The sequence below is a fragment of the Burkholderia sp. Ac-20353 genome (assembly GCF_017104785.1).
In the GTDB taxonomy this organism is placed as follows: Bacteria; Pseudomonadota; Gammaproteobacteria; order Burkholderiales; family Burkholderiaceae; genus Burkholderia.
On record NZ_JAAGPL010000187.1, the window covers coordinates 1 to 16,959 of the forward strand.

General features: G+C 69.0%; 13 protein-coding genes and 1 pseudogene. 6 read left to right on the forward strand and 8 right to left on the reverse strand.

Features of this window, described 5'->3' with window-relative positions; translation table 11 throughout:
* The 7 genes from G3N94_RS32875 to G3N94_RS32905 form a co-directional block, all read right to left on the reverse strand.
* A partial coding sequence (locus tag G3N94_RS32875; RefSeq protein ID WP_205797782.1) for an aldehyde dehydrogenase family protein occupies positions 1-943 on the reverse strand: 943 nt, incomplete at its 3' end.
* Between the two features lie 58 nt (positions 944-1,001).
* The gene (locus G3N94_RS32880) at positions 1,002-3,011 is read right to left on the reverse strand and encodes a hydantoinase B/oxoprolinase family protein (RefSeq protein ID WP_205797784.1); all 2,010 of its coding nucleotides are present in this window, start codon (positions 3,009-3,011) and stop codon (positions 1,002-1,004) included.
* Between the two features lie 18 nt (positions 3,012-3,029).
* Positions 3,030-5,072 carry a hydantoinase/oxoprolinase family protein gene (locus tag G3N94_RS32885; RefSeq protein WP_205797786.1) on the reverse strand — a complete coding sequence of 681 codons (2,043 nt, stop codon included), beginning with the start codon at positions 5,070-5,072 and terminating at the stop codon, positions 3,030-3,032.
* Positions 5,073-5,202: 130 nt separating this feature from the next.
* The gene (locus G3N94_RS32890) at positions 5,203-7,071 is read right to left on the reverse strand and encodes an ABC transporter ATP-binding protein (protein WP_205797788.1); all 1,869 of its coding nucleotides are present in this window, start codon (positions 7,069-7,071) and stop codon (positions 5,203-5,205) included.
* Positions 7,071-8,036: an ABC transporter permease gene (locus G3N94_RS32895; RefSeq protein WP_205797790.1), complete on the reverse strand. Its 966-nt coding sequence runs from the start codon at positions 8,034-8,036 to the stop codon at positions 7,071-7,073. The genes G3N94_RS32890 and G3N94_RS32895 overlap by 1 nt, the downstream gene beginning before the upstream one ends.
* 33 nt (positions 8,037-8,069) lie before the next feature.
* The gene (locus tag G3N94_RS32900) at positions 8,070-9,023 is read right to left on the reverse strand and encodes an ABC transporter permease (protein ID WP_205797792.1); all 954 of its coding nucleotides are present in this window, start codon (positions 9,021-9,023) and stop codon (positions 8,070-8,072) included.
* 77 nt (positions 9,024-9,100) lie between these two features.
* Positions 9,101-10,675 (reverse strand): ABC transporter substrate-binding protein, encoded by a 1,575-nt coding sequence (locus G3N94_RS32905; RefSeq protein ID WP_205797794.1) that lies wholly within the window; start codon positions 10,673-10,675, stop codon positions 9,101-9,103.
* A 521-nt stretch (positions 10,676-11,196) separates the two neighbouring features.
* On the opposite strand from G3N94_RS32905, the gene G3N94_RS32910 reads away from it, so the two are divergent.
* On the forward strand, positions 11,197-11,541 hold the full coding sequence (locus G3N94_RS32910; protein WP_205797796.1) for a cupin domain-containing protein: 345 nt from the start codon (positions 11,197-11,199) through the stop codon (positions 11,539-11,541).
* 222 nt (positions 11,542-11,763) lie between these two features.
* Here G3N94_RS32910 and G3N94_RS32915 read toward each other — a convergent pair whose 3' ends face one another.
* Positions 11,764-12,432, reverse strand: a complete 669-nt coding sequence (locus G3N94_RS32915; protein WP_205797798.1) for a haloacid dehalogenase type II — start codon at positions 12,430-12,432, stop codon at positions 11,764-11,766.
* Between the two features lie 245 nt (positions 12,433-12,677).
* Between G3N94_RS32915 and G3N94_RS32920 the strand changes: the two genes are divergently transcribed.
* The 5 genes and pseudogenes from G3N94_RS32920 to G3N94_RS42715 all read left to right on the forward strand — a co-directional run.
* The gene (locus G3N94_RS32920) at positions 12,678-13,538 is read left to right on the forward strand and encodes a GNAT family N-acetyltransferase (protein WP_205797801.1); all 861 of its coding nucleotides are present in this window, start codon (positions 12,678-12,680) and stop codon (positions 13,536-13,538) included.
* An 11-nt stretch (positions 13,539-13,549) separates the two neighbouring features.
* The gene (locus G3N94_RS32925; protein WP_205797803.1) at positions 13,550-14,476 is read left to right on the forward strand and encodes a glyoxylate/hydroxypyruvate reductase A; all 927 of its coding nucleotides are present in this window, start codon (positions 13,550-13,552) and stop codon (positions 14,474-14,476) included.
* Positions 14,477-14,690: 214 nt separating this feature from the next.
* Positions 14,691-16,091: an aspartate aminotransferase family protein gene (locus G3N94_RS32930; RefSeq protein ID WP_205797805.1), complete on the forward strand. Its 1,401-nt coding sequence runs from the start codon at positions 14,691-14,693 to the stop codon at positions 16,089-16,091.
* An 87-nt stretch (positions 16,092-16,178) separates the two neighbouring features.
* On the forward strand, positions 16,179-16,670 hold the full coding sequence (locus tag G3N94_RS32935) for a winged helix-turn-helix transcriptional regulator (protein ID WP_205797806.1): 492 nt from the start codon (positions 16,179-16,181) through the stop codon (positions 16,668-16,670).
* 119 nt (positions 16,671-16,789) lie between these two features.
* Positions 16,790-16,959, forward strand: a pseudogene (locus tag G3N94_RS42715) (succinate-semialdehyde dehydrogenase (NADP(+))); the annotation flags it as partial.

Sequence of the window (16,959 nt, forward strand, 5' to 3'; positions counted from 1 at the left end):
CCGCGACCCGCTCGACGAAGCGCGCCTCGACGCCGCGCTCGACGATCAGCCGCGAGCCGGCCACGCAGACCTGCCCGGCGTTGCCGGTGATCGCCGCGGCGACGCGGCGCGCGACCGTGTCGAGATCCGGCGCGTCGGCGAACACGATCTGCGGGCTCTTGCCGCCCAGTTCGAGCGTGACCGGCTTGGTGCCGGATTGCGCGCACGCGGTCATGATCGCTGCGCCGGTCTGCGTCGATCCGGTAAACGTCACCTTCGCGACCAACGGATGCCGGCACAGTGCGTCGCCGGTCGTGCGGCCGTCGCCCTGCACGACGTTGAAGATGCCCGGCGGAATCCCCGCCTCGACCGCGAGTTCGGCGAGCCGCAGCGCGGAGAACGGCGTCATCTCGGACGGCTTCAGCACGACCGCGTTGCCGGCCGCCATCGCGGGCGCGATCTTCCACGACGCCATCACCAGCGGGAAATTCCACGGCGCAATCGCCGCGACGACGCCATACGGTTCCGCGATCGTCATCCCGAGATGGTCGGTGCGGGTCGCCGCGACCTCGCCGCCGATCCGGTCCGCGAACTCGCTGTAGAAGCGGATGCCTTCGGCAGTGAACGGCACGTCCCAGCGCGCCGCGTCGGTGATCGGGCGGGTCGAGCCGACCGCCTCGAGCGGCGCGAGCGTCGCGACGTCCGCTTCGATCAGCTCGGCCCAGCGCCGCATCACGCGCGCGCGCTCGCGCGGCGCGCGGCGCGCCCAGTCGCTCGTCCTGAACGCACGCCATGCGTTCTCGACCGCGCGGTCGACGAGCGCCGCGTCGGCGATCGGCAGCGCCGCGTACACGCTGCCATCGGACGGCCGGCGCACGTCGATCGCCGCCGCGCCATCGATATATTCGCCGCCGATGTAGTGCGCGCTGCGCACTGCGACGGCGGTCGGATCGAAACTGTTCATGGTCTGTTTTCCTGGCTGCTCAAGAAATGAAACGGTGCGGTGCCGTGCCGGTCGCCGGTCAAACCGGCTGCGCGAGTTGCGGATACGCGCGGCGCAGCTCGGCGAACAACGTCTCGACGATCGCGCCGCCGCCATCCGCGCACGCGTGCGGATCGCTGTCGATCTGCCGATCGAGCGCGTCGAACAGCCGATGCTTGATGAAGTAGCGCCACTGCACCGGCACGCCCGCGAGAATCCGCGTCAGCGCCGCATAGCGCGCGTCGGTCCATTTCGCCTCGAACGCTTCGCGGTATGCGCCGAACGAGAACGCCGGCGCCGGCTGCCGCGCGCGCAACGCGTCGCGCAGCCGCGCGGTTGCCAAGTCGTCAACCTTGTCCACCTCGTCATCGACGAACGCGACGCCGTACACATCGCGCGCTTCATCGGCGCTCACATAGCCGCGCAGCACGTCGTCGCGCACGCGGCACGGATCGCGGTCGACCGGCCGGCCGTAGCCGCCGGCGCCCGCCCCGACGAGCCGGATCACGTCGCCCGGCATGCACACGACGAGATCGTTGTTGTCGAGCTGTTCCGCGTGTTGCGTGTCGGGGTTGCGCACGAAGCGCGCGTTCGCGCCCGGCTGCCCGCCGCGCATGCCCCACGATGCGAAGCGCGTGCGATCGCGATTGCGCGCGGTGACGAGCGTGTTCGGCGAGAACACCTTGAACTCCATCACGAGCCCCTGCCCGCCGCGGTATTCGCCGGCGCCGCCCGAGCCGGGCGCGACGCCGTAGCGCAGGATCCGGATCGGCACCTCGGCCTCGTTGATTTCGACCGGCGTGTTGCGCAGGAACGCGTTGTTCGCGCCCGAGCCGTCCTCGCCGTCGTCGGCGGCGCTGCCGCCCGCGCCGCCGCCGATCGGCCCGATCGACGCCATCACCGTGTCGCCTTCGCGGTTCATCGTCTTCACGCTGAGGATCGACAGCCCGCCCGCCGGGCACGCGGCGAGCCGCTCCGGCACCGCCTGCGCGAACGCGCCGAAGGTCAGCAGGTGCAGCAGCTTGCAGGTCAGGCTGCGCATCCCGACCGCCGCCGGCTTCACCGCGTTGACGACGGTGCCTTCCGGCAGGATGCAGCGCGCGACGCGCAGCATCCCGGTGTTCAGCAGGATGTCGGGATTGAGCGTGTACAACACGTAGACGAGCCCGACGAGCGCGAGCGCATGCCGCTCGCGGCCGCCCGTCGGGATGTTCAGCGACGACTGAAGCTGCGGATCGCTGCCCGTGTAGTCGAGCTCGACCGCGCCGTCGTGGATGCGCAGCGCGAGCGCGACGCGCATCGGCTTGCCGTTCACGGAATCCTCGTCCGCGTATTCAGCGAAGCGGTATTCGCCTTCCGGAATCCCGCGCAGGATCGTGCGCGCCTGCTCCTCCGAATAGTCGAGCAGCGCGGCCATCCCGGCCTTGAAGCCGTCGATGCCGAAGCGCTCGACGATCTCGAGCACGCGCCGCTCGCCGGTGTGCAGCGACGCGAACTGCGCGAGCAGGTCGCCCGCGTTCTGCCCGGGCACGCGCACGTTGGCCGCCATGATCCGCAGCAGCGCGTCGTCGACGACGCCCGCGCGGACGATCTTGCACGGCGGGAAGCGGATCCCTTCCTGCTCGATCTCGGTGAGCGTGCGCGACAGCGACGCGGGCACCGCGCCGCCCATGTCGGTGTTGTGAATATGGCCGCCGACGAAGCAGACGATCTCGCCGCCATGGAACACCGGCTTCCAGATCACGATGTCGGGCGTGTGCGTCGCGACGAAGCCGCTGTACGCGTCGTTCGTCATGCAGATGTCGCCGGGCTCGTAGCGATCGATCATGCCGATCACGGCGCTGTAGTCGAGGCCGACGTACCAGGTCGCGCCGAGCGTCTTCGGCGACGCGAACGTGAGCCCGTCCGGCGTCATGATCGCGCACGAGAAATCCTCGGTCTCCTTCACGAAGGTCGAGTGCGCGGTCCGCACGAGCGTATAGGCCATGCTCTCGGCCGCTGCCACGCAGTAATTCGCGAAGATCTGCAGGACCGCCTTGTCGAAGTGCATTGCATGCTCCATGTCGATTCAGTCCGCCCGGGTGAGGATCAGGTTGCCGCACGCGTCGACGCGGCCGCGATAGCCAGGCAGCACGGTCGTCGTGCAATCGTCCTGCGCGATCACGGCCGGGCCGCCGAAGCGCTGGCCGGCTTTCAGGTCGCGGCGGTAATGAAGCGCCGCGTCGTGGAACGCGCCGTGCATGAACACGCGGATCGTGCCGGCCGGCACCGGCGGCGCGTCGCTGGCATCGATCGCCTGCGGCGCGGGCTTCGGCGTCGCCGCCGCGATCACGAGCCTGAGAGCGACGACCTGCACGCGCGCGGTGGCGTCGCGATGACCGTACAGCCGCTCGTGCTCGCGATGGAACGCTTCCTTCAGCGGTTCGGGGTCGCTGCCGTGCAGCCATGCGAGCTCGAGCGGCGTGTCGATCTCGAACGACTGCCCCTTGTAGCGCATGTCCGCCGATACGGCGATGCGCGCGGCATGATCGTCCCCGGTCTGCGCGACGATCCATTCGTATGCCGAGCGCGTGAGCGCTTGCGCATCGTCACCGAGCAGCGCAAGCGTCGCCGCATCGAGGTCGTAATAAGTCGTCTTCACGAAGTCGTTGCGCGTGTCGGCGATCAGCCCGCCGAGCGCGCTCAGCACGCCCGGCGCGGGCGGCACGACGATCTCGTCGATGCCGATCGCGTCCGCGAAATGGCACGCGAGCATCGGGCCCGCGCCGCCGAACGGCAGCAGCGCGAACGCACGCGGGTCGATCCCGAAGCGCGACACGATGCGGCTCACGCCCGCGTACATGCCGGACACGGCAACGTCGACGATCGCCTCGGCCGCAGCGTGCACGCTGGTGCCGAGCCGCACGGCGAGCACGCCGACCGCGCGGCGCGCGGCATCGGCGTCGACCTTCACCGCGTCGTAGCCGAGGTTCGCGTTGCCGATCACGCCGAGCACGACGAACGCGTCGGTGATCGTCGCGCGCGTGCCGCCGCGCCCGTAGCAGACCGGGCCGGGATTCGAGCCGGCGCTGTCCGGCCCGACCTTGAGCACGCCGAAATCGTCGACCCACGCGATCGAGCCGCCGCCGTCGCCGATCGACGACACGGACACCGACGGGATGTGGATCTGGAAATCGCCGATGTATTCGCCGCTCGCATATTGCGGCTCGCCGTCGACGATCAGCGCGACGTCCGCCGTCGTGCCGCCGATGTCGAGGCTCATGCAGCGCGGCAGCCCGCTCTGGCGGGCGACGTGCGCGGCGCCGATCACGCCAGACGCGGTACCGGACAGGATCATCTGCACGCACTGCGTCTTGCCGGCCTCCGCGCTCATCACGCCGCCGTTCGATTTCGTGACCTTCATGTCGCAGCCGACGCCGGTTTCCTTCAACGCGCGCTGCAGCGCGCCGAGGTAGTGCGACACCTTCGGCTGTACGTAGCCGCCGATCACGGCCGTGGACGTGCGCTCGTACTCTCGGATGATCGGCCACACGTCGCTCGCGCACGACACGAAGAAGCCCGGCATCTCACGCGCGATGATCGCCTGCACCTGCCGCTCGTGCGCCGGGTTCCGGTACGCGTGCAGCAGCGACACCACGACGCCCTCGCAACCGGTGCGCTTCAGCCGCGCGATCGCGTCGAGCACGCTTGCCTCGTCGACCGGCGTGTCGACGCTGCCGTCGGCCGCGAGCCGCTCGACGACGCCGAACACGCGTTCGCGCGGCACGAGCGGCGCCGGCCGCTTCGACAGCAGGTTGTACATGTCCGGCCCCTTGAGCCGGGCGAGGTCGAGCACGTCCTCGAAGTGGCGCGTCGTGATGAGCCCGAGCCGCAATCCCTTGCGCTGCACGACCGCGTTCACGCCGACCGTCGTGCCGTGCGTGAAATACGCGACGTCGCGCGGCTCGATCCCGTAACGCTCGCGAAGCTGGTCCATGCCGCGCAGCACCTCGCTGCCCGGGCTGTCCGGGCGCGAGAACACCTTGAGCGTCTTCAGTTCGCCCGTCTCGTCATTGAGGACTGCGAAGTCGGCGAACGAGCCGCCGATGTCCACTCCGATTCTGATGCCCACTGGTTTTCTTCCCGACAATTCGAGTGATACAACGGACGTACCGGGCGATCCGGCCGTGCCGGGCCGGACCGCGTACCGCGTCGGCACGCGCTGGGTTCGCGCTGGGTTCGCGCTTGGTTCGCGTATTCCGCTACGGGCGCATCGCCTGCGGCACGAGCGCGTCGGCCGGCTGCGCCTGGAACTGCTTCAGGTCGTCCTCGCTGCGGTGGCACAGCACCTGCGCGCCGTTGTCGAGCCGACGCAGCGACGGCGCGACCTGGTTGCACACGCCGTCCACGCGCATCGAGCAGCGTGACAGGAACGCGCACAGCTCCGGGTTGTCCGCGCGCGCGCCGATCGGCACGAGCGGGCGGTGGCAGCGCTCGCTCGCGTCGTCGAGCCAGCCCGCGCGCAATTCCGGCGCCGACGACACCAGCAGGTGCGAGTAAGGGTGATACGGTGGCGCGCACAGCGCGTCGCGGCTGCCCGTCTCGACCCGGCGGCCCGCGTACAGCACGACGATGTCGTCGCTGATTGCGCGTACCTTCGCGATGTCGTGCGTGATGAACACGTACGACACGCCGAGCTTCGCCTGCAGGTCGCGCAGCAGGTCCATGATCGCCGCGCCGACGACCGTGTCGAGCGCCGACGTCACTTCGTCGCACAGGATCAGGTCCGGCTCGGCCGCGAGCGCGCGCGCGAGGTTCACGCGCTGCTTCTGGCCGCCCGACAGCTCGCCGGTGCGCCGCCCCGCGACCGCCTGCGGCAGCCGCACGAGATCGAGCAGCTCGGCCACCCGCCGCCGCGCGCGCTCGCCCTTCATCCCGTGATAGAACTTCAGCGGCCGCGCGAGCGTGCGCTCGACCGTGTGCACCGGGTTGAGCGCCGTGTCGGCGTTCTGGAACACGATCTGCACGCGCCGGTGCTGCTCCTTGCTGCGCTTGCCAATGTCGAGCGCGAGCGGCTCGCCGTCGAGCAGGATTTGCCCGCCCGTCGCCGGCACGAGGCCCGCGATCACCTTCGCGAGCGTCGTCTTGCCGGAGCCCGATTCGCCGATCACGCCGACGGTCTGGCCGCGCCCGATGTGCAGGTCCACTTCGTGCAGGATCACCTTCGACGGCCAGCCGTTCGCGGCGCGGCCGCCGTAACCGGCAATCGCGCGCCGTACTTCGAGCAGCGGCGTGTCGGCGGCCGGCGCCGGCTTCGCGTCGCGGGTGGCGTCGTTCGGCGTCACCGCCGCGATTAGGCTCTGCGTGTACGGGTGGGCCGGCGCGTGCAGGATTTGCTCGGTGTCGCCGACCTCGCGGATCACGCCGTCGCTCAGCACGACGATCCGGTCGGCCATCTGCGCGACGACCGCAAGATCGTGCGATACGTACACCGCGCTCATCCCGCAGCGCCGGATCACGCTCCTGAATGCCTGCAGCACGTCGATCTGCGTCGTCACGTCGAGCGCCGTCGTCGGTTCGTCGAGGATCACCAGCTCCGGATCGGTGATCAGTGCCATCGCGGCCATCAGCCGCTGAAGCTGGCCGCCCGACACCTGGTGCGGATAGCGCTTGCCGATCGTTTCCGGCTCGGGCAGTGCGAGTGCGCGGAACAGCTCGACGGCCTTCGCCTGCGCGTCGCGCTTCGACAGCGTCTTGTGGATCAGCGCGCTCTCGATCACCTGGTCGAGGATCGTGCGCGACGGATTGAACGCCGCGGCGGCGCTCTGCGCGATATACGCGACCTTGCGGCCGCGCAGCGCGGTCAGCGCGGCCGCGGACAGCCCGCGCACGTCGACGCCGCCGAGCTTCACCGTGCCGCCGGCGATCCGGCAGCCGGCGCGCGCGTGGCCCATCAGCGACAGCGCGATCGTCGTCTTGCCGGAGCCTGATTCGCCGATCAGTGCGAGTACCTCGCCGCGCCGGATCTCGAAATCGACGCCGTGGACGATCGTGGTATCCGCCTCGCCCGGGCGGCCGCCGACAACGCGCAGCCCGCGCACCTCGACAAGCGGGTTCGAATCGTGTGCCATCAGTGTCCTCCCGCGGTGCCGGCCGCGCCTTTGCGGCGGCCGCGATGCGGCAGGCCGTCGATCAACAGGTTGACGCCCACGGTCAGGATCGCGATCGCGACGGCGGGCATGATCGCGACGGCGGAACCGTCGCCGAGGCTCGCGATGTTCTCGCGCACGAGCGAACCGAGATCCGCGTATGGCGGCTGCACGCCGAGCCCGAGAAAGCTCAGGCCGCTCAGCAGCAACACGACGAACGTGAAGCGCAGCCCCGTGTCGGCGAGCATCGGATGGATCATGTTCGGCAGCATCTCGACGCATGCGATGTACAGCGCGCTCTCGCCTCGCGCCCGCGCGACCTGCACGTATTCGAGCGTGCTGATGTTCACCGCAAGCGCGCGGGCGATCCGGTACGAGCCCGGCATGTAGCTGATCGCTGCGGTCAGGATCAAGAGCGGCAGCGACGAGCCGAACGCGGCGACGATCATCAGCGCGAACATCTTCGACGGGATCGACGTGAGCGCATCGAGCAGCCGGCTCATCGTCTCGTCGATCGCACGGCCGGCAACCGTCGCAAGCAGGCCGAGCGTCGTACCCGTCACCGCGGCGAGCAGCGCCGCCGCGAGCGCGAGCAGCACGGTCAGGCGCGTGCCGAAGATGATCCGGCTCAGCATGTCGCGGCCGAGGAAGTCGGAGCCGAACGGCAGCTTCGCGCTGAACGGCGCGAACACGTCCGGCGAAACGATCGCGCCGACCTGGTGCGGCGCGAGCCACGGCGCGAGCAGCGCGACGAACAGCATCAGGCACACCATCGACAGGCCGACCCAGCCTCCCGTCGTCAGGCTCAGGCGGACGGCGCGGCGCTTGCGCGGCGGCGTGTCGGGGGACGGCGCGGCAGGCGGCACCGCGCCGCCCCCCCAGGATGGGAGCGGATCGCCAGGCGGCGGCAGCGCGCTGCTGCGTTGAACGGGATCGGTTGGATGCATGGTCCGCGTCTCGGGCAAGGGAAATGGGAGCGGTCAGGTCCGCAGCTTCGGGTTCGACACGATCGAGCACAGGTCGGCGAGCAGCACGAGCACGAGGTAGCCGAGGCAGAACAGCAGCGTGCAGGCCTGGACCAGCGGGAAATCGCGGTTGCTGACGGCGTCGACCATCAGGCTCGCGAGACCGGGATAGTTGAAGATCGTCTCGACGACGATCACGCCGCCGAGCAGATACGACAGGCTCAGCGCGATCGCGTTGGCGATCGGCCCGATCGCGTTCGGCAGCGCATGGCGCAGCACGACGCGCGCCGGGCTCGCACCCTTGAGCACCGCCATTTCCACATAGGACGAGCTGAGCTGCTCGATTACGGCGGCACGCGTCATCCGCGCCATCTGCGCGATCACGACCGCGCACAGCGTCAGCACCGGCATCGCGTAGGCCCGCAGGAACTGGTTGACGGTCTCGATCGGGCCGCTGTACGACAGCGCGGACAGCCAGTGCAGCTTCACCGCGAGCACGAGCACGGCGACCGTCGCGATCAGGAATTCCGGCGTCGCGACGAGCGACAGCGTGCCGAGGCTGACGATGCGGTCGATCACCGACTCGCGCTTGACCGCAGCGAGAATCCCGAGCAGCAGCGCGATCGGCACCGATACGCAGGTCGTGATCGCGGCGAGCGTCAGCGACTTCGGCAGGCGTCCGCCGATCATCTCCGACACCGGCATGTCGCTCGACAGCGAGCGGCCGAAATCGCCGTGCAGCAGGCCGGCGAGCCAGTGCACGTAGCGCATGTGGGCCGGCATGTCGAGACCGAACTGCAGGCGCAGCGCGGCGACCGTCTCAGGCGTCGCCGACTGGCCGAGCGCGGCCTGCGCGGCATCGCCGGGCAGCAGGTTCGTGATCGTGAAGATGATCACCGACACGATCAGCAGCGTGAGCGCGGTGATCGCGATGCGGCGGCCGATCAGCCCGAGCAGGGTTTGATTCATGGTGCGGCACTCCGGGACATGGCGCCCGCGCGGACCGAAGGTGCGCCTCGGTCCGCGCGGTCAGGCGTGGTGTGGCGTCAGGCGTTCCACCACACGTACTCAGCGAACGAAAAGCCCATCATCCCGCCGGTCGGGATCGAGCCGAGGCCCGCGAGCCGCTTGTCGTACGCGTCGATCAGGCTGATGAACGACGGGATGCCGATCCCGCCCTGCTCGGCCACGAGCACCTGCATGTCGCCGTACATCTGCTTGCGCTTCGCGTCGTCCGTTTCCGAGCGCGCGGCCAGCAGCAGCTGGTCGAACTTCGGGCTCTTCCAGCCCGACTCGTTCCACGGTGCGTCCGACTTGAAGAACTGCGTGAACAGCACGTCGGCGCTCGAGCGCGGGTTGATGTTGCCGAACCCGAGCGGGTGCTTCATCCAGTGGTTCGACCAGTAGCCGTCGGCGGACACGCGGTTCACCTGCAGGTTCACGCCGATCTTCTGCGCCGACTGCTGCAGCAGCACCGCCATCTCGACCGAGCCGTTCGCGTCCGGCGTCGCATAGATCGGCGGCAGCGCGGTGCCGATCGCGCCAGCCTTCTGGAAGAAGAACTTCGCCTTGTCCGGATCGTGCGGGCGCTGCGGCAACGACGCGTTGAAGTAGCGATGCCCCGGCGGAATCGGCTGGTCGTTGCCGATCACCGCGTAGCCGCGGAATACCGCCGAGCGGATCTGTTCGCGGTCGAAGAGGTACTTCATCCCCTGCACGAAATCCGCGTTCGCGGTCATCGGGTTGTCGCGGCGCATGATCAGGTCGGTATAGAGGCCCGACCTGGTTTCCTTGATCGCGTAGCCGGGCGTCGACGCGACGCGCTGCGTCGCGCGCGGGTCGACCGAGTTGATCAGGTGCACGTCGCCGGACAGCAGCGCGTTCAGGCGCGCGGCGCTGTCGTTGATGCCGATCAGCTCGATCTCGTCGAGGTACGGCATGCCCGGTTTGAAGTAGCTGTCGTTGCGCACGCCGACCGTCGACACGCCCGGCTTGAACGTCTTCAGCTTGTACGGGCCACTGCCGATGCCGGTCGTGAAATCGGTCGTGCTGTCCTTGACGATCACGAGCTGCGGCGTCGCGAGGATCACCGGCAGGTCCGCGTTCGCGCTGTCGAGCGTCAGCGTGACTTCGTTCGGGCCAGTCACCTTCGCGTCCGCGAACTGGTCGGCGATCGTCTTCACCTTCGACGCGGTGGCCGCGTTCTTGTGACGCAGCAGCGAGAACACCACATCCTGCGGCGCGACCGCCTTGCCGTCGTGGAAGGTCACGCCCTTGCGCAGCTTGATGACCCAGGTCTTCGCATCGGTCGTCTGCAGCGACTCCGCGAGGTTCATGCGCGGCGTCAGGCTCTCGTCGAGCTGCGTGAGGCCGCTGTAGAACATGAAGAAGCGGATGTAGTCGGCGCCCGTCGAGCCCTTGGCCGGGTCGAGCGTATCGGCCGTCGAGCTGGTTTCGTATGCAACCCGGATCTTGCCGCCGCGCTTCGGCGCGGGTGCGGCGAACGCAGCCTGCGCGCCCGCCAGCAGTCCGCCGGCGCCGGCGGCCATCATGCCGCCCGCCGCCATGATCCGCATCATGTCGCGGCGCGTGATGCCGCCCTTGTGGATATCGTCGCTCATCCGAACTACTCCTGACTGTGGGAAGGTTGATCCAGCAGCTTTTTTTCGACGGTCCCGGCCGCTTCCACCCGCTGGTAGCGAATGCGGCAATGCGCGCTTCGAAACCATTTAAGCATCGCCAAAATGCGCGTTATCGCGATTCGGGCGGCCTCGACGATGCGATTCGACCGTTTTGAGCCGGCTGCGCAGCATGATTTGCTGCGCAGCCGCCGAAACCACCGATCGGGTCGGTCGCGCATCGTCCGGAAAATCGTAAAGCGACCGGCGCGGCAGATTGCACCGACAAAATTGCCGTTTCAGCACGCGCGCCGCGTTCGCGGCGCGCAAACCGCACGTTGTGCGTCGATTGCCCGCGCGCAGCGCGGTGAGCGCCGGAACGACAGAAACGTCCTAGTCAGCAGGCCGGCGCGCGTGCAACAGTGGGCGCCGCTGCCGCCCGCCGGCGCAGCACGGACCCGTTCGCCGGGCGCCGATTGCGCTCGGCCGGCCGCGCCCTTCCACCGTCATCAGGAAATCCACGCATGAAAGTTCAGAAGATTGCCCGCTCCGTCGCAACGGACCTGCCCGAGGACTGGGGCACCGCCGGACTGTCCGGCACCGAGCCCGCGCGAGTGTCGGGCCGCCAGGTCGTGATCCCCGGCAGCGAGGCGATCGATACCGGCGTGTTCGAGTGCACGCCCGGCACCTACCGGCGTGTCGTGAAAGAGGCGGAAGTGATGCATTTCATCGCGGGCGCCGGATCGTTCACGCCGGACGGCGAAGCGACGATCGAATTCCACGCAGGCGACACGCTGTTTTTCGCGGCGAACACCGAAGGCCTGTGGCAGGTGCGCGAGACGATGCGCAAGATCTACGTGATTTTCTGACGCCGCGCTGCAGTGAGCCGCGTCCTTGCGATGCGGCCAGTTGCGCCCGGACACCCGAGCGGGCGACGCGAACCGGAACACGAAGATCCCCGTCCGGCGTGGTTCGCAGGCGGGGATCGGTGCGCGTGCCGTCGTTCGCGCCCGCCGCAATGCGACTGGCGCCCTGTCGCCGCGCGCCGTAATGCCCGCGCGTACGACGGCCGGCGGCTTACAGGCTACAGGCTACAGGCCGAGCAGCGTCGCGAGGTGGCCGATGTCGGACACTTCGTAGTAGTTGTAGAACGGCGTGCCCGGCTCGTGGCCGCGGTTCACGAACGCCTTGTGCGTGATCCCGAGATCCTCTGCCGTCATCAGGTCATAGCGCAGGCTCGACGACACGTGCAGCACGTCCTGCGGCGCGCATCCGAGCTGCCGGAACATGTATTCGAAGCCCTGCATGCGCGGCTTGTACGACTGCGCCTGCTGCGCGGTGAACACCGCGTGGAACGGCGCGCCGAGCTTGTCGACGTTGCTCATGATCTGATCGTCCGACGCGTTCGACAGGATCACGAGCTTGTACTTTTTCGCGAGCCGCGACAGGCCGGCCGGCACGTCCGGATGCGGGCCCCAGGTCGGCACGGCCAGGTAGAACCGTTCCGCTTCGGCCTCGTCGAACGTCACGCCGAGCTTTTCGCAGGTGCGCCGGATCGAGTTCACGACGACGTCGCGATACGGCTTCCACGCGCCGAGCACTTCGTCGCGGCGAATCGCGGCGAACACGCGCACGAACTCTTCCAGGTCGACCGGCGACAACCGGTCCGCGTAGATCTCGCGCGCCATCTCGCTCATGCGGAAGCGGGTCAGCGTGCCGTAGCAGTCGAACGTGATGTACTTCGGTTCAAAGTGGATCATGGAGACGTCCTGTCGGTGTGAGACCCCGGAAGGCGCCGGGGACGGGGCTGGATTGAATGAGATTGAATCAGGGCAAAAAGCCCGGCGCACATCGTTCGGAGCCGGTCAAAACGCACAATCGCCGCGTGTTGACCGGGCTGCACGGCAGGATCTGCGGCGGCCGGAAAACAGGCGAATCGTCCTATCCGAGCCGCGCCGCCGCTGGCAGAGTGGACGCGTCATTTCCCACTGATCCGGAGGCCGGCGTGGCCGACACCAACACTTCCCGCACGCTCACCTATCGCCCGTTTGCCGAAGACGACCTCGCCGCCGCACACCGGTTGTCGACCGCGTTCAACTGGCCGCATCGCATCGAGGACTGGCGCTTCGCCATGCATCTCGGCAACGGCTTCGTTGCCGAGGACGACAGCGGCGTCGTCGGCACCGCGCTCGGCTGGCGCTTCGGCGAATCGCACGCATCGCTCGGCATGGTGATCGTGTCGCCCGAGCGGCAGGGCCAGGGCATCGGCCGCGAGCTGCTTGCGCGGATCGTCGAGGACCTCGGCGCGCGCACGACTTTCCTGCATGCAACGCCCGCCGGAGAACCGCTGTACACGAAGTTCGGCTTCAAGCCGATCGGCACGATCGATCAGCATCAGGGCGCCGCGTTCCAGCCGCCGCTGATCTCGCTGCCGCCCGGCGAGCGGCTGCGGCCGATCGGCGCGAACGACGGCCCGCGGCTCGCCGCGCTCGCGTCGCGCGCGAGCGGCTACGCGCGCAGCCTGGTGATCGACGCGCTGCTCGACGTCGCGAACGGGATCGCGCTCGACCGCGACGGCGAGCTGCTCGGCTTCGCGCTGTTCCGCCGTTTCGGGCGCGGCCACGTGATCGGCCCGGTCGTCGCGCCGGACGTGCTGCGCGCGCAGGCGCTGATCAGCCACTGGCTCGCGTTGCACGAGGGCATGTTCGTCCGCCTCGACGTGCCCGGCGACAGCGGGCTGTCCGACTGGCTGCTGGGCCTCGGGCTGCCGCGCGTCGACACGGTTGTCGCGATGGTGCGCGGCAACGCGCCCGAGCGCGACCCGGCGGTGCGGCCGTTCGCCATCGTCAACCAGGCGCTCGGCTGACCGGGCGCGCGATGAGCTTCGTCTACAAGGCCGATCCCGTACGCGGCGAGCAGTGGGCCCGCCGCTTCGCGGAGAAGGCGCCTGACATCGATTTCCGGCAGTGGCCCGACCTCGGGGACCCGGCCGCGGTCCGCTATCTCGCCGCGTGGCAACCGCCGGACGATCCGGCCGCGCTGCTGCCGAACCTCGAGATCGTATTCTCGGTCGGCGCCGGCATCGACCAGTTCGATCTGTCGCGCGTACCCGCGCACGTCCCGGTCGTGCGGATGATCGAGCCCGGCATCGTCGAGGGGATGGTCGAGTACGCGACGCAGGCGGTGCTGACGATCCATCGCGACCTGTTCGACTATGCGGCACAGCAGCGTGCGCACGTGTGGCGCGAGAAGCCGGTGCGCGCGGCCGCGTCGCGCCGCGTCGGCGTGCTCGGGCTCGGCCTGCTCGGCCAGGCCGTGCTCGACACGCTGCGGCGCTTCGGCTTTCCGTGCGCAGGCTGGAGCCGCACACCGCGCACGCTCGACGGCGTCGACTGCTACGCGGGCGACGCCGGGCTCGGCCCGTTCCTCGCGCGCACCGACATCCTGATCTGCCTGCTGCCGCTGACGGCCGAAACACGCGGGCTGCTCGGCTCGCGGGTGTTCGACGCGCTGCCGGCCGGCGCGTCGCTCGTGCAGGTCGGGCGCGGCCCGCAGCTCGACACGCTTGCGTTGCTCGCGGCGCTCGACAGCGGCCGGCTCGACAGCGCGATCCTCGACGTCACCGATCCCGAACCGCTGCCGGCCGGCCATCCGTTCTGGGATCATCCGCGCATCCGGATCACGCCGCACATCGCGAGCGCGACCCGGCCCGACACCGCGGTCGACGCGGTGCTCGCGAATCTCGCCCGCCATCGCGCGGGCGAGCCGATGATCGGCGTCGTCGATCGCGCACGCGGTTACTGACCTCCGGATACTGACCCCCGATTACTGACCCCGATTGCACCCGCGATCGCGCGCCGCCGCGCGGCGGCGCAAAAGGGGCGCAGCAGAAAATGCCGAAGTCCCCCGCACAAACGCCGCATCCATGTGTTTCGGGCTGCCATTTGACGACGCGTGTGCATTTCTCGCTCGCTAGGATGAACACACCGCTGACACCTGACGAGAGTCCCGCCCTGCCATGACCCAATCCGCGCTGATCGAAGCCGATCGTCAACACCTGATCCACCCCGTCGTCAATTACCGTGCGCACGAGGCGCGCGGCGTCACCGTGCTCGAATCCGCCGACGGCGTGTTCCTGCGCGACGCGGACGGCAACACGCTGCTCGATGCGTTCTCCGGACTGTGGTGCGTGAACGTCGGCTACGGCCATGACAGCATCGTCAAGGCCGCCGCCGATCAGATGGCGAAACTGCCCTACGCGACCGGCTATTTCCATTTCGGCTCGCAGCCTGCGATCGAGCTCGCCGAGCGCCTCGCCGCGCTCGCCCCCGCGTCGCTCAAACGCGTCTACTTCACGCTCGGCGGCTCCGACGCGGTCGATTCCGCAGTGCGCTTCATCACGCATTACTTCAACGCGACCGGACGGCCGTCGAAGAAGCACATGATCGCGCTCGAACGCGGCTATCACGGCTCGTCGTCGATCGGCTCCGGCCTCACCGCGCTGCCGGCGTTCCATCGCCATTTCGACATGCCGCGCGCGGACCAGCATCACATCCCGTCGCCGTACCCGTACCGCCATCCGCAGGGACACGATCCGCAGGCGCTGATCGCCGCATCTGTCGCTGCGCTCGACGCGAAGGTCGCCGAGCTCGGTGCCGACAACGTCGCCGCGTTCTTCTGCGAACCCGTGCAAGGCTCTGGCGGCGTGGTCGTCCCGCCGGCCGGCTGGCTGAAGGCGATGCGCGACGCGTGCCGTCGCCTCGGCATCCTGTTCGTCGCCGACGAGGTGATCACCGGCTTCGGCCGCACGGGCCCGCTGTTCGCGTGCGAAACCGAGCGCGTCGACCCCGACCTGATGACGGTCGCCAAGGGCCTGACCGCTGGCTACGCGCCGATGGGCGCGGTGCTGATGTCCGACGAGATCTATGAAGGCATCGCGGGCAGCCGCGCCGATACGGCCGTCGTGGGACACGGTCACACATATTCCGCGCACCCGGTCAGCGCCGCGGTCGGCCTCGAAGTGCTGCGTCTCTATCACGAAGGCGGGCTGCTCGCGAACGGCCAGGCGATGGCGCCCCGTTTCGCGGCCGGCCTCGACGCGCTGCGCGACCATCCGCTCGTCGGCGACGCGCGTTCGGCCGGCCTGCTCGGCGCGCTCGAGCTCGTTGCCGACAAGGCACGCAAGACGCGTTTCGATCCGGCGCTGAACCTGCCGGACCGGATCGCGGCGGCTGCGTACCGGAACGGTGTCGTGTTCCGCGCGTTCGGCGACGGCATCCTCGGCTTCGCGCCGGCGCTCAGCTATACGGCCGGCGACTTCGACGTGCTGTTCGCCCGCGTGCGCAAGACGCTCGACGACGTGCTCGACGACGCCGGCGTGCAGCGCGCGCTCGACGCCGCGCACGCGCAGCCGGCATGACGCGCAAGGGGAAAGCCGGGCTTGTGGCGCGATTGTTTCGACTCTAAAGTAACCGAACATTTAACCCCAGCCTCCTTCACACGAACCATGACGGACAGCAAGCTCGACCGGATCGACCTGCGCATACTCTCGCAACTGCAGAAACGCGGCCGCATGACCAACGTCGAACTGGCCGATGCGGTCGGGCTGTCGCCGAGTCCGTGCCTGATCCGCGTGAAGCGGCTCGAGAAAGCGGGTTACATCGCCGGTTATGGCGCGCACATCCAGCTCGAGAAGCTCGGCGACGTGCAGGTGGTCTTCACCGAGGTCACGCTCGCCGACCACCGGCGCGAGGACTTCGACCGCTTCGTCGCGGCGATCCGCAACGTCGACGAGATCGTCGAATGCCACCTCGCGAGCGGCGGCTACGACTACCTGCTGAAGTTCGTCACGCGCAGCGTGAGCCACTACCAGACGATCGTCGAAGGGCTGCTCGAGCAGAACATCGGCATCGAGAAATATTTCAGCTACGTGATCATCAAGTCTCCGTTCGTCAAGCGGCACTACCCGCTCGAGTCGCTGTTCGGCGAACGGCACTGACGGGCGCCGCGCGACTCGCGCATCGCGTGGCCGCGCAATCCGACGCGGCGGGTACGGCTGCCGCTTTCAGTCGGTGCGCGCCCGCCGCCCGACAACCCGACCCAATCGAAGGACCCGTGATGCCGCTTAGCCTGTCCCGCCCCGAACTCATTCGTTCCGCGAACCTGATCGACGGCGCGTGGCGCGACGCCGCCGACGGCCGCCGCTACGCGGTCGCCGATCCCGCGACGCTCGACCGCGTCGCCGACGCACCCGACAGCAGCGCCGTCGACGCGCGCGCCGCGACCGA